This window comes from Brucella pseudogrignonensis, from assembly GCF_031454375.1.
GTDB classification, from domain to species: domain Bacteria; phylum Pseudomonadota; class Alphaproteobacteria; order Rhizobiales; family Rhizobiaceae; genus Brucella; species Brucella pseudogrignonensis_A.
The window spans coordinates 1,107,300-1,119,567 of sequence record NZ_JAVDQT010000001.1 but is presented as its reverse complement, the minus strand read 5'-3'; the positions used below and the strand labels follow the sequence as shown (position 1 = coordinate 1,119,567).

Here is a 12,268-nt window from a genome sequence, read left to right as displayed (position 1 = left end):
CGCTGCACCGGGCCGTCAAAAGGTCAGTGGCTCAGGAGCACCGTTCGTTGGGGGATGAGCGGTGCTCCACTTTTTTCTGAAGCATGTCGCGGAAAAGTGGAAACCGGTTTTCCGATGACGACATGCTTTATACTTTGTTTTATCGAGCCTTCTGCATTTTCGGCAGGAAGATTGTTAAAAGGCCGAGAAGCGGCAGATACGAGCAGATCTTATAGACAAACTCGATGCTCGTGCGGTCGGCAACAATCCCAAGTAGCGCTGCTGCAATACCAGCGACACCGAATGCCAGCCCGAAGAACAATCCGGAAACCATGCCAACGCGTCCGGGCAACAATTCTTGTGCGAACACAATGATTGCCGGGAAAGCCGAAGCCAACACAAAGCCGATAATGATCGTCAGAACTGCTGTTACTTCGAGGTTTGCATAAGGCAGAGCCAGCGTGAAAGGCACAATGCCGAGGATCGATACCCAGATCACAGTACGCGTACCGATCTTATCGCCGATAGGGCCACCAACAATCGTACCGGCTGCAACGGCACCAAGGAACAAGAACAACAGCAACTGCGACCCTTGAACGGTCACACCAAAATGGCTGATCGTATAGAAGGTGTAATAGCTGGTCAGGCTGGCCATATAGACATATTTGGTGAAGATCAGCATGGCGAGCACGGAGATTGCCATGATCACAGTCTTGCGCGGCAGCGGCAGAGTTGTGTCAGCCTTTGGCTTGCTGCGATTTGCGATATTGTGCTGGTTGTACCAGTTGCCGACGTACCAAAGCAGCGCCATGCCAATGAGTGCGGCGATTGAAAACCACGATACGCTGGATTGACCGAAGGGCAGCACGATGAAGGCTGCCAGCAATGGTCCAATTGAAGAGCCAAAATTGCCGCCAACCTGAAACATTGACTGCGCGAAACCATGGCGTCCGCCCGATGCAAGACGTGCCACACGTGCGGCTTCAGGATGAAATACCGACGAACCAAAGCCGATGAATGCGGCGCCAAGCAGCAGGAACGCATAGTGATGTGCCGTTGCAAGCAGGATCAGACCAACCAGTGTGCAGCCCATGCCAAAAGGCAATGAGTAAGGCATCGGACGACGATCTGTATAAATGCCAACGATTGGCTGTAGGATCGAAGCGGTCACCTGAAAGGTAAATGTGAGCAAGCCAATCTGCCAGAATGATAGGCTGTAATTGTCCTTCAACATCGGATAAATCGCTGGAAGCAGCGACTGCATCATGTCGTTGAGGAAGTGGCCCATGCTTGTGGCCAGAATAATGGCGAGAACCGTATTGTTCGCCGCACTGTTTGATGGCTGCTCGGCAGCACTCGTGCTCATAGTCCTACTCCGAAGATAATTTGGAACGGGTTTTTCCCGCAAAGTTGTGAGGTTAGCTCTGAAAACAAATTCGCATGTTTTCGAATATTTCTAACCTGACCATCTAATAATCATATTGTTTCGCGCCTGCTTTCGTGATTTGGTCCATTACTTTCGAGAGTGGGCCAAAGCAGATGAAGCCGAAATCGCCGCCAGGGCTTTTATTGCCGAACAGTGAGGACCTGCAAAAGTTTCACGAGCAGCGTATTGATATGCTGGAAAGCCTTGACGGTCCGGTCATTGCCTTGCCGACGAAATACCCTGATGGTTATTTTGTACCGCAGCATAGCCATAGCCGGGCGCAGCTCTTATGTGCTTCGCAAGGCGTCGTTCTTGTCACCACCGAGGCTGGCCGCTGGATGATCCCCGGCGATCATGCGATGTGGATTCCAGCGGGCGTAAAGCATTCGGTTGAGATTGTCGGCGATGTCTTTATGCGTTCCATCTACATCGCGGTTGATGTCATTTCAGGTGTGCCAGATCATCTCCATGTGGTTGGCCTGACGGATCTGATGCGCTGTCTGATTATCGATGCAACTTCGGTCGATAGTATCCCGGAACCGGGAACCAGAGATGCGCTTGTGATTGAACTCATCCTCAGAGATTTGCATAGATTGCCACAAAGGTCGCTTGGGCTGCCCTTTCCGGCGGATGTTCGGCTGCAAAAGCTGTGTCGTGAGTTTGTAAAAGCACCTCTGGCGCGTGCGACAATCGATGATTGGGCGGACAAAATGGCGATGAGCAGACGGTCTTTCACCCGCCATTTTCAGCGTGAGACGGGTGTTAGCCTTTCGGTATGGCGCCAGCAGGCTTGCCTATTTGCAGCCGTCCCCAGACTGACGGAGGGCGAGGCGGTGACGACCGTGGCGCTTGATCTTGGATATGACAGCGTGTCTGCTTTTACGACAATGTTTCGCCGTATGCTGGGTGTATCGCCGAAGTTCTATTTGCCACGTATGCATGCGGCGTCTGTTGAAGATCGTGATAAACTGTCTTCCGCAATGGTTGAATAATAACAATTGTCTCGATGCATCGAGCGCAGTATGAGAAGCCATGTTGTTTCAACGCCGAAATCCTCCGACCCGCCGCGAGCGTCTTAGAACGCTGGTTTGGCCGCGCCGCTCATTTGCTCGCTCGTTTAAATATGGTGGCAAGCGTGTGCTGCGCATTACTGCGTCACCCCATGCCGTTGCTGCCGGGTTAGCTGTTGGTGTGTTTTCGGCTTTCACGCCGTTTTTTGGGTTTCATCTCATCATAGCGATTGTTTTGGCTTATTTTCTTGCTGGAAACATTGCTGCCGCAGCACTTGGCACCACGCTTGCCAACCCCATCACGCTTCCATTCATTTGGGGCAGCACTTATGAACTTGGACGTTTTGTGATCAGCGGTGATATTGAAAGCGCACCGCCGTTGCATCTCGGCCATGCATTGCAAACGATGAAGTTTGGTGAAGTCTGGACGCCTTTGCTCAAGCCTATGCTGTTTGGATCGACAATCCTTGGAGCCATTTTCGCTGTGATTGCCTATTTTGTCACACGCTTTGCGGTCACGGCATTTCGTCGGCGCAAGCTAGAGCGGCTTGCCGCAAAACATAATATGGCCAGCAAGCGGGAGCCGCAGAAAACATGATTATCGGCATTGGCAGCGATCTGATTGATATTCGCCGCGTTGAAAAAACCCTCGAAAAACACGGTGACCGTTTTATCCAGCGTGTTTTTACAGAGGTTGAACAGGCGAAGTCAGAGGCCCGCAAACAACGCGCCGCATCTTACGCCAAGCGTTTTGCGGCCAAGGAAGCCTGTTCCAAGGCGCTCGGAACAGGACTTTCCAACGGGGTTTTCTGGCGGGATATGGGCGTGGTCAACACACCTTCAGGTAAGCCGACTATGAAACTGACTGGTGGTGCGGCGGAGCAATTGAAACGTATGTTGCCTCAAGGCAAGCGTGCCGCCATACATCTGACAATTACCGATGATTTTCCTCTCGCTCAGGCCTTCGTGATTATCGAAGCCCTTTCAGAAACTGAATAGTGCATGTTGCGCGATAGCAGCATACGCCAAAACAATTGCGATTGTGTCAGGTAAACTCCTGCTCATAATCGTGCGAGGTAATGGTGAGCGGATTGCTTCAAGCAATTATACTCGTTATTAGATCGCACATCGGCAAGCGGAGATACAATGAGCGTGTCCAGCAAAAGTGAAACTAAAAAATCGGGTGGCATTGGCGAAACCATCAGCGTTATCGTCCAGGCGCTACTGCTGGCGCTGGTTATCCGCAGCCTGCTTTTCCAGCCATTCAGTATTCCATCTGGCTCGATGCGCCCGACGCTTCTCGAAGGCGACTATTTGTTTGTGTCGAAATATGCCTATGGCTATTCGCGCTATTCGCTGCCTTTTGGCCTCGATTTGTTCAACGGTCGAATCTGGGGTGCAGAACCCAAGCGCGGCGACGTTGTGGTTTTCAAGCTGCCAAGCGACACCAATATTGATTATATCAAACGCGTGATTGGCCTTCCGGGTGACCGCGTGCAGATGCGCGGCGGCGTGCTTTATATCAATGATGTTGCTGTTAAACGTGAGCGCGTTGGCACCATTGATAATCCCGATGTTACGGAAGTTAATCGTCCGGTTGAAGTTTATCGCGAAACACTGCCAAATGGCGTGACTTACGATACGCTTGATCTTGCGCCAAATTCCATTGGTGACGATACCCGCGTATTCGAAGTTCCTGCCGGTCATTATTTCATGATGGGCGACAATCGCGATAACTCGCTCGACAGCCGATTTGGTGTTGGCTACGTGCCTTATGAAAATCTGGTCGGTCGCGCCAATATTATCTTCTTCTCGATTGCCGATAAGGCAAGCCCGCTCGAAATCTGGAAGTGGCCTTCTGACGTTCGGTTCAGCCGTCTTTTCACATGGGTAAGTGGCGAGCCGCACACTGCTGTCACCGGGAACTGAGATGGTTTCCGCGGATATAGCAGCGTCGATTCTTGAAGAGCGCACAGGACACCGTTTTCTTAACCTGAAACGGCTTGAACGTGCGCTCACGCACTCAAGTGTGCAGGCACCATCCCGTGCCAATTACGAGCGACTTGAATTTCTCGGTGACCGCGTGCTTGGTCTGGTGGTTGCGGAAATGCTTTTTGAAGCATTCCCCGATGCGCCGGAAGGCGAAATGTCTGTGCGTCTCAATGCGTTGGTCAATGCTGAGACCTGTGCTGCAATTGCCGATGAGATTAAACTTGCAGACCTCATTCATACGGGTTCAGACATCAAATCACTCAATGATAAGCGCTTGCTCAATGTACGCGCTGATGTCGTCGAGGCTTTGATTGCAACGATTTATATGGATGGTGGCCTTGAGGCTGCGCGAAGCTTTATCAAGCGCTATTGGCAGAAACGCTCTCTAGAGACCGGTGCTGCAAGGCGTGATGCAAAGACTGAATTGCAGGAATGGGCACATCAGCAGGGCAACGTGCATCCAAGTTACACGATTCTGAGCCGCAGTGGCCCTGATCATGATCCTTCTTTCATCGTTGAAGTTTCCGTTAAAGGTTTCGCGCCTGAAACGGGCGAGGGGCGGTCGAAACGTATTGCTGAGCAGAGTGCCGCCGAAGCGATGCTTCATAGGGAAGCAGTCTGGAAACGTGACAGCTCCAACTAATGCGAAATTCAGCATTCATTTGAATAAAATTCAGCTATAATCAGACTAACAGCGACATGGGCGGGCTTGTCGCAATGACAAACTGGTTTGGGCGAAGACCGGTTTTGTTAACAACATGAGAAGAGTAATTCCAACGAAAGTGGGGACCAGTTTCCGTTCGGAATTGCGCAAACAATATTGAGGCTCTTGCATTTACGTTAAGCGAGAAGGCTCCCTAAAGGATACGAAATGAACACTCCGACGATGCCGTCAAACGGCGAAAATGAAACCGGGCAGACCCGTTCTGGCTTTGTGGCGCTGATCGGTGCGCCAAATGCCGGAAAATCCACGCTGGTTAACCAGCTGGTGGGCACCAAGGTTTCCATCGTCACGCATAAGGTCCAGACAACCCGTGCGCTGGTACGTGGTATCTTCATCCACGATCAGGCCCAGATAGTACTTGTCGATACGCCCGGTATTTTCCGTCCGAAGCGCCGTCTCGATCGCGCAATGGTCACGACTGCATGGGGCGGCGCAAAAGATGCCGATATCATTCTCGTTCTTTTGGACGCGCAGGGTGGTCTGAACGAGAATGCTGAGGCTCTTCTGGAAAGCATGAAAGACGTGCGTCAGAAGAAGGTCCTGGTTCTAAACAAAGTTGATCGTGTTGATCCGCCTAAGTTGCTGGAACTCGCAAAAGCTGCCAACGAACTCGTTGCGTTTGATCAGACATTTATGATCTCCGCGTTGACTGGTTCGGGATGCAAGCATCTTGCTAAGTATTTGGCGGAAACCGTGCCAAACGGTCCTTGGTATTATCCTGAAGATCAGATTTCTGACATGCCAATGCGCCAGCTTGCCGCGGAAATCACCCGCGAAAAGCTTTATCTTCGCCTGCATGAAGAACTGCCATATTCGTCGACTGTCGAAACCGAACGTTGGGAAGAGCGTAAGGATGGCTCGGTTCGTATTGAGCAGGTCATTTATGTCGAGCGCGAGAGTCAGAAGAAAATCGTGCTTGGCCACAAGGGAGAAACAATCAAGGCAATCGGACAGTCAGCTCGTAAAGAGATCAGCGAAATTCTCGAGCAGAATGCACATCTCTTCCTGTTCGTGAAAGTGCGTGAAAACTGGGGCAACGATCCTGAGCGCTATCGTGAAATGGGCCTCATTTTCCCGACTTAACTGGTTAAGCAAGAGCCATGAAATGGCGTGATAGCCGCGCATAATTCAGAAAGTTATCTGATTTTCGCTGAGAATTATGCGCAGAATGGAAGTCTGGTTAAGATTTACCCATGGAATGGCGTGATGAAGGCATAATTCTCGGCACACGGCGACATGGCGAAACAAGCGCTATTGTCGAAGTGATGACGCGTGAACACGGCCGTCATATGGGGATGGTGCGCGGCGGGCGATCTCGCCGTATGCAGCCCTTGCTGCAACCGGGCAATCACGTTGATCTATCATGGTGGGCGCGATTGGACGAGCATATGGGCTCATTCACTATCGAACCACTGGGCTTTGCTGCGGCGCGTCTGATTGAAACGCCGGTTGCTCTCTATGGTATCCAGCTTGCCGCTTCTCATCTGCGGTTGCTGCCTGAGCGGGACGCACATGGCGTTCTGTATGAAACACTTCGCCTCATAATCGAGCACTTTGACGATCCGCTTGCTTCAGGTGAATTGCTGCTGCGTTTTGAAGTAATGATGCTTGAAGAACTTGGCTTTGGCCTGGATCTTAAAGAATGCGCTGCGACAGGTGTTCGCGAAAACCTGATTTATGTATCGCCTAAATCGGGTCGCGCAGTCTGCGGTGACGCAGGTGCGCCATGGGCGGATAAGATGCTGCCGCTACCTGCTTTCGTCAACAACACGGCTTTACGCGCATCTTGTTATGACGATCTCAACGATGCTTTCAGAATGACCGGTTTTTTCTTCCTGCGTCATGTGTGGGAGCCGCGCGCACAGACACCACCCGATTCACGCAGCGGCTTTCTCAATGCCATATCGCGGATAGTAAGAGCGCATCCCGAAAAGTGTGAAACGGTTTTCGGTCAAGATGCGCGTTAAGAAAATTGTTAGAGCGCGAATCTGATCCAATCAGAGTGAAAAGCGCTCTAACTTGCAAGAGGCAGGCTGAACACTTCGCCTTCAAAGGCTTCCTGCCCGCGTCCGATTGCCTTAATCGCGGCAACCATACGGCCGTCCCTTCCAAGCATATCATCTGCAAGTGCGATAAGCCGCATATTTGGCGTTGCTGACGGTGAGAGTTCCCGCAGCTTTTGTGCTAGTGCTGTCTCACCAAGCATCGGATCAAGCGCTAAGGCCACAATGTAGGCGCTGGCGATCGAGCGCGAAACACCGGCATAGCAATGGATCAGCAGCGGCTTTGCGCGATCCCATTTTATTGTAAATTCCAGCAGCGCTTTGACATGGCTTTCATCGGGCATGGTCAGCCCGTCGCGCGGTTCTGTAATGTCATTGAATAACAGACTGAGCCGTTGTGCCTCACCGGGCAGGACAGGCAAGGCGTGGCTGCTGAGCGTTACGATATGACTTGGCTCATGCAGTGCAATCTGCTCTTCAAGTTTCGATAGAGGACTGACGACGATGTAAGCCAATGCCTATCCTCTTCGCGCCTGTTCTAGCACAGCAAAACGCGCAAGAAAGTCATTCTGCACATCCTGGGTTGGACGTGGCGTCAGTTCGAGCCCTGCTGGATCAAACCCACGCGGACGGCCAAAATACTTGGTGGCTTCCGCTTCGGTAAACCCTGCAAGTCTTGTTGCCTCGAAATAGGCCGCGACCCTGTCCGCGCGCTTGATCAGCTTTTTAAGCGATGCAGAGATCGAAGCAGGCAATGAAAAGCGCACATGAATAGCGCGTTCAAGCCGGTCTTCAATGAGCTTATAATTGCCGCCCATTACCGCTTTGAACGGTGAAATCATGTCACCAATCACATATTCAGGCGCGTCATGTAGTAGGGTCAGCATCTGCCATTCAATGCTTGCATCTGGAACAAGCCGGTTAAAAATCTGCTCAACCAGCATTGAGTGTTGGGCGACGGAATAGGCGTGTTCACCCACGGTCTGCCCGTTCCAGCGGGCGACACGTGCAAGACCATGTGCAATGTCTGTAATTTCAACATCAAGCGGTGAGGGATCAAGCAGGTCGAGCCTGCGTCCCGATAACATTCGCTGCCATGCACGCTCCTGTCCCGATGAACGATCAGCCGCAGCCATCAGGCTTTGTCCGCATCAGCGGTTGGGAATGTGAAGCGCACATGCGGTGGCAGCTCTAACCTGATTTCGCTTTCACCCGCCAGAATTGGCGTGCCGGAATCAAGCGCATCCTTCACCCGGTCAATGCGGACAAGTGCCAAACCAATCTTGCCGGAGGAGCTACCCAGCGTTCCGATGTCACGTCCACCGACTGTAACTGGCGTGCCCATTGTAGGCAGTGGCGCGTCGGATTTTGCGACAAGCACACGTCGCCGCGGTGTGCCGCGATGCTGCATGCGCGAGACGACTTCTTGGCCGATAAAGCAGCCTTTTGGAAACGTCACGCCGCCTGTCTGGTCGAAGTTAACATCGTGCGGAAACAAGTCATTATAGGCAAAATCGGCTTCACCTTCGGCAATTCCATATTCGGCACGAAGTGCTATCCATGCACTTTCGTCACTGACTTCACCCGCTTGTCCATAAACGCGGGTAACATGCAGTTCTTCCGGAAACCGCGTATCGCGCTTCATTGAATCGCTTTCTGAGGAATCTGAATCATTCCTCCAGCAAACGCTCACAAGTGATTCTGGCGATTGGGTAATTTCAGCTTTGGCACGCAGGCGATAAAGTGTCATGCGCTTCACAAAATCGGCGGCAATGCCCGCAGGCATATCGAAACGCAGCCCGTTTTCTATGCGCGAAACAACGAAGTCGAACAGGATCTTGCCCTGCGGTGCCAGCAATGCGCCGGGCTTCAGTTCATCGGCGCCGAGCTTGTCGAGATTGGTCGTAATCACAGCCTGCACGAATTTTTCCGCATCTTCGCCTGTGATGTGAACCAGTGCTCTGTTGGAAAGATTGATCGTTTCCGCTACCGTCGCCATCGCTTCTTCCTTGCCTTTATAATCATCGTTACGTAAGCCGCATTGAAGACGCTCGCAAGCCCCATCAAGCCAGCAGGAGACAACAATGGCCCATACGTTCGATACGATCCTGAAAGGTGCAACAATCGTCAATCATGACGGCACTGGTCAGCGCGACATTGGCATTCGTAATGGGCGCATAGAGGCGATTGGTTCTCTGTCAGCAAATTCTGCGGGAGAAGTGATTGACTGTACCGGCCTGCATATCCTGCCGGGTGTGGTCGATAGTCAGGTGCATTTCCGTGAGCCGGGTCTGGAGCACAAGGAAGATCTGGAAACTGGTTCGCTGGCTGCTGTTCTCGGTGGTGTGACATCGGTTTTTGAAATGCCGAATACCAAGCCGCTGACAACCACTGCTGAAACGCTGGAAGACAAGATCCGTCGTGGTCGCCATCGTATGCATTGCGATTTTGCCTTCTGGGTCGGCGGCACGCGTGACAATGCAAAAGACGTAGCTGAACTTGAACGCCTGCCGGGGGCTGCCGGTATCAAGGTCTTCATGGGGTCTTCCACTGGCGATCTGCTGGTTGAAGACGATGATGGTGTGCGCTCGATCCTCAAAAATACCCGTCGTCGTGCAGCGTTTCATTCCGAAGATGAGTTTCGTTTGAAAGAACGCGAAGGTCTGCGTGTGGCGGGCGATCCGTCGAGCCATCCTGTCTGGCGCGATGAAGTTGCGGCACTGCAATGCACCGAACGTCTGGTGCGGATCGCGCGGGAAACCGGCGCACGCATCCATGTGCTGCATATCTCGACCGCTGAAGAAATCGACCTCCTTCAGGGCCACAAGGATGTTGCGACCTGTGAAGCCACCCCGCATCATTTGACATTATCAGCAGATGAATATGCAACGCTTGGCAATCTTATCCAGATGAACCCACCTGTGCGCGACAAGCGCCATCGTGATGGTATCTGGAAGGGGATTGATCAGGGAATCGTCGATGTACTCGGCTCTGATCATGCGCCGCATACGCTTGAAGAAAAGCAGAAGCCTTATCCGGCATCACCATCCGGCATGACCGGTGTTCAGACGCTGGTGCCGATCATGCTCGATCATGTCAATGCCGGTAAGCTTTCGCTGGAGCGCTTTGTCGATCTGTCGAGCCACGGCCCGAACCGCATTTTCGGTATGGCACGCAAGGGACGCATCGCAGTTGGTTATGATGCCGATTTGACCATCGTTGATATGAAGCGTCGCGAAACGATCACGCATGAGCAGGCAGGCTCGAAAGCTGGCTGGACGCCGTATCATGGCAAGACTGTCACCGGCTGGCCGGTTGGTACTTTTGTGCGCGGTATCAAGGTTATGTGGGAAGCGGAAATCGTCAACCCGAACAAGGGTGAGCCGGTCGAGTTTCTGGAAGCGTTACCGCAACGCGGATAATTCATGGCGTGAAATGTCCCATCTTTGTCCGAGGTGGGGCTTTCACCTTATATTGCAGGCGCTATCGTCTCCTTGTATAGTTTTACAAGGAGCGAGAAATGTCCGCTAATGATATTGCACTGCTGGTTGTCGATGTTCAGGAATCTTTCCGTCATCGCCCATATTATCGCGATGAAGACGTTGCCGCTTATATCGAGCGGCAACAGGCGCTGATTGACGGTGCCAAGCGCAAGGGCATCCCGGTTGTGCAGATTTTCCACGTCGAGGATAGCGGCCCGTTTTCGGAAGCGTCGGGCTATGTTAAAACGTTGGCACCCATTGCCTATGAACCTGATGTGACCTTCCGCAAACGCCGTCACAGTGCACTGGTTGGCACTGGCCTTGATGTCTGGCTGATTTCCAAAGGCATCAGGCGGGTGATTGTTTCGGGTATCCGGACTGAACAATGCTGTGAAACCACCACGCGTCAGGCGTCAGACCTTGGTTTCGAGGTTGATTTTGCAGGCGAAGCAACGCTGACCTTTCCAATGACGGATGTGAATGGACGCGAATGGAGTGCGGCGGAAATTCGTGCACGCACAGAGCTTGTTCTTGCAGGCCGTTTCGCTCGTATCGCAACTGTAGAGCAGGCGCTTGAAGGCAACTCCGAACGGAAGGCTGCATGAAACAATCTGCTGACAGTCTGAAAACTGTTCCAGTGTTTGTCGTTATCCCGCCGCGCACGCTTTTGCTTGATGTGGCGGGACCGATAGAGGTTTTGCGCAAGGCTAACCTCGAGCAGCGCGCCATACAGTTTGATGTGCACTATATCGGTCCATCTGAAACGGTGACGAGTTCGATAGGGCTGTCGGTGGCCAATATCGGCCCTTTGCCAGACGCATTGCCCGATGACGCACTCGTCGTCATTTCGGGGTCTGCCGATGTGCCGATGGGTGATGCCATCAACAGCCGCGATGATGACGCAATTCAGGAAGCGCAGATTGTCAGCTGGTTGCGCCATACAATTCGCCCCGGTGTAAAGCTGGTTTCCATCTGTTCCGGCGCGTTGCTTGCAGCGCGTGCGGGGCTGCTCGATGGCTATGAATGCACAACGCATCATATGGCTATTGATGAATTGCACCGATTAGCGCCAACATCGCGCGTGTTGCAAAACCGGTTGTTTGTGGAAGATCGCGACAGGCTGACAAGTGCCGGAATTACCGCAGGCATCGACCTGATGCTGCATATTGTGGCTGAGATGGCAGGTCATGCACTTGCATTGTCGGTGGCACGTTATCTGGTGGTTTATCTGCGCCGCAGTGGTAATGACCCACAGCTTTCGCCTTGGCTTGAAGGCCGCAATCACATGCATCCGGTGGTGCATCGTGCGCAGGATGCAATCACGGGAAACCCGGCAGAAAGCTGGTCGGTTGAAAAACTCGCAGAGGCCAGCGGCGCAAGCCCGCGCAATCTGTCGCGCTTATTTAATGAGCATGCAGGTATGAGCGTCACGGATTATGCAAACAGGCTGAAAATAAGTCTGGCGCGCGAAATGCTACAGAATTCTGCTTTGGATATGGAAAGCGTTGCGGAACGCTCGGGCTTTGCCTCGACAAGACAGTTCCGCAGAGTGTGGGAGCGGGTTTATGATTTCCCGCCCAGAGCATGTCGCGGAAAAGTGGGAACCGGTTTTCCGGTAACGACATACGTAAAAGGAATGAGATAGAGCAACT

Annotated in this window: 14 protein-coding genes; 10 read left to right on the top strand and 4 right to left on the bottom strand. The window is 52.6% G+C overall.

The features are described 5' to 3' along the window. Nucleotides 1-139: 139 nt before the first annotated feature. Complete coding sequence (locus J2782_RS05670; protein WP_310010621.1) at nucleotides 140-1,345, bottom strand: MFS transporter; 1,206 nt, start codon at nucleotides 1,343-1,345, stop codon at nucleotides 140-142. 203 nt (nucleotides 1,346-1,548) lie between these two features. On the opposite strand from J2782_RS05670, the gene J2782_RS05665 reads away from it, so the two are divergent. The 7 genes from J2782_RS05665 to recO all read left to right on the top strand — a co-directional run bounded on the left by J2782_RS05665 (nucleotide 1,549) and on the right by recO (nucleotide 7,098). After that, nucleotides 1,549-2,397 (top strand): AraC family transcriptional regulator, encoded by an 849-nt coding sequence (locus J2782_RS05665; RefSeq protein ID WP_310011095.1) that lies wholly within the window; start codon nucleotides 1,549-1,551, stop codon nucleotides 2,395-2,397. Nucleotides 2,398-2,437: 40 nt separating this feature from the next. Continuing rightward, nucleotides 2,438-3,013 (top strand): type IV secretion system effector BspA, encoded by a 576-nt coding sequence (bspA, locus tag J2782_RS05660; RefSeq protein WP_310010620.1) that lies wholly within the window; start codon nucleotides 2,438-2,440, stop codon nucleotides 3,011-3,013. Then, nucleotides 3,010-3,414 carry a holo-ACP synthase gene (acpS, locus tag J2782_RS05655; RefSeq protein WP_310010619.1) on the top strand — a complete coding sequence of 135 codons (405 nt, stop codon included), beginning with the start codon at nucleotides 3,010-3,012 and terminating at the stop codon, nucleotides 3,412-3,414. Before bspA ends, acpS begins: the two co-directional genes overlap by 4 nt. 147 nt (nucleotides 3,415-3,561) lie before the next feature. After that, entirely contained in the window at nucleotides 3,562-4,344 is a 783-nt protein-coding gene (gene lepB, locus J2782_RS05650) for a signal peptidase I (RefSeq protein WP_250039496.1), read from the top strand. A gap of 1 nt (nucleotide 4,345) precedes the next feature. Further along, nucleotides 4,346-5,050, top strand: a complete 705-nt coding sequence (gene rnc, locus J2782_RS05645; RefSeq protein ID WP_310010618.1) for a ribonuclease III — start codon at nucleotides 4,346-4,348, stop codon at nucleotides 5,048-5,050. Nucleotides 5,051-5,278: 228 nt separating this feature from the next. Next, nucleotides 5,279-6,214, top strand: coding sequence for a GTPase Era (era, locus tag J2782_RS05640; protein WP_310010616.1), 936 nt, complete (start codon nucleotides 5,279-5,281; stop codon nucleotides 6,212-6,214). Between the two features lie 110 nt (nucleotides 6,215-6,324). Continuing rightward, a complete protein-coding gene (gene recO, locus J2782_RS05635; RefSeq protein ID WP_310010615.1) occupies nucleotides 6,325-7,098 on the top strand; it encodes a DNA repair protein RecO in 774 nt (257 codons plus the stop codon). Nucleotides 7,099-7,145: 47 nt separating this feature from the next. Here recO and J2782_RS05630 read toward each other — a convergent pair whose 3' ends face one another. Genes J2782_RS05630 through ygfZ form a run of 3 tightly spaced genes read right to left on the bottom strand, consistent with a single transcriptional unit; the run spans nucleotide 7,146 to nucleotide 9,133 of the window. Continuing rightward, the gene (locus J2782_RS05630; RefSeq protein WP_310010614.1) at nucleotides 7,146-7,649 is read right to left on the bottom strand and encodes a tyrosine phosphatase family protein; all 504 of its coding nucleotides are present in this window, start codon (nucleotides 7,647-7,649) and stop codon (nucleotides 7,146-7,148) included. 3 nt (nucleotides 7,650-7,652) lie between these two features. Further along, nucleotides 7,653-8,270, bottom strand: a complete 618-nt coding sequence (locus J2782_RS05625) for a YfbR-like 5'-deoxynucleotidase (RefSeq protein WP_310010613.1) — start codon at nucleotides 8,268-8,270, stop codon at nucleotides 7,653-7,655. Then, nucleotides 8,270-9,133 carry a CAF17-like 4Fe-4S cluster assembly/insertion protein YgfZ gene (gene ygfZ / locus J2782_RS05620; protein WP_310010612.1) on the bottom strand — a complete coding sequence of 288 codons (864 nt, stop codon included), beginning with the start codon at nucleotides 9,131-9,133 and terminating at the stop codon, nucleotides 8,270-8,272. The genes J2782_RS05625 and ygfZ overlap by 1 nt, the downstream gene beginning before the upstream one ends. Nucleotides 9,134-9,218: 85 nt before the next feature. Here ygfZ and J2782_RS05615 point away from each other — a divergent pair, with 85 nt between their 5' ends. The 3 genes from J2782_RS05615 to J2782_RS05605 all read left to right on the top strand — a co-directional run bounded on the left by J2782_RS05615 (nucleotide 9,219) and on the right by J2782_RS05605 (nucleotide 12,261). After that, entirely contained in the window at nucleotides 9,219-10,556 is a 1,338-nt protein-coding gene (locus J2782_RS05615) for a dihydroorotase (RefSeq protein ID WP_310010610.1), read from the top strand. Between the two features lie 98 nt (nucleotides 10,557-10,654). Continuing rightward, on the top strand, nucleotides 10,655-11,221 hold the full coding sequence (locus J2782_RS05610; protein ID WP_310010609.1) for an isochorismatase family protein: 567 nt from the start codon (nucleotides 10,655-10,657) through the stop codon (nucleotides 11,219-11,221). Beyond that, nucleotides 11,218-12,261: a GlxA family transcriptional regulator gene (locus tag J2782_RS05605; protein ID WP_310010608.1), complete on the top strand. Its 1,044-nt coding sequence runs from the start codon at nucleotides 11,218-11,220 to the stop codon at nucleotides 12,259-12,261. The genes J2782_RS05610 and J2782_RS05605 overlap by 4 nt, the downstream gene beginning before the upstream one ends. Nucleotides 12,262-12,268: the final 7 nt, after the last annotated feature.

Bases quoted from the DNA above. Each gene is read 5' to 3' on its own strand.
- lepB (WP_250039496.1), top strand. From the start codon at position 3,562: ATGAGCGTGTCCAGCAAAAGTGAAACTAAAAAATCGGGTGGCATTGGC.
- J2782_RS05615 (WP_310010610.1), top strand. From the start codon at position 9,219: ATGGCCCATACGTTCGATACGATCCTGAAAGGTGCAACAATCGTCAAT.
- bspA (WP_310010620.1), top strand. From the start codon at position 2,438: ATGTTGTTTCAACGCCGAAATCCTCCGACCCGCCGCGAGCGTCTTAGA.
- recO (WP_310010615.1), top strand. From the start codon at position 6,325: ATGGAATGGCGTGATGAAGGCATAATTCTCGGCACACGGCGACATGGC.
- acpS (WP_310010619.1), top strand. From the start codon at position 3,010: ATGATTATCGGCATTGGCAGCGATCTGATTGATATTCGCCGCGTTGAA.
- J2782_RS05670 (WP_310010621.1), bottom strand. From the start codon at position 1,345: ATGAGCACGAGTGCTGCCGAGCAGCCATCAAACAGTGCGGCGAACAAT.
- rnc (WP_310010618.1), top strand. From the start codon at position 4,346: ATGGTTTCCGCGGATATAGCAGCGTCGATTCTTGAAGAGCGCACAGGA.
- J2782_RS05625 (WP_310010613.1), bottom strand. From the start codon at position 8,270: ATGGCTGCGGCTGATCGTTCATCGGGACAGGAGCGTGCATGGCAGCGA.
- ygfZ (WP_310010612.1), bottom strand. From the start codon at position 9,133: ATGGCGACGGTAGCGGAAACGATCAATCTTTCCAACAGAGCACTGGTT.
- J2782_RS05610 (WP_310010609.1), top strand. From the start codon at position 10,655: ATGTCCGCTAATGATATTGCACTGCTGGTTGTCGATGTTCAGGAATCT.
- era (WP_310010616.1), top strand. From the start codon at position 5,279: ATGAACACTCCGACGATGCCGTCAAACGGCGAAAATGAAACCGGGCAG.
- J2782_RS05605 (WP_310010608.1), top strand. From the start codon at position 11,218: ATGAAACAATCTGCTGACAGTCTGAAAACTGTTCCAGTGTTTGTCGTT.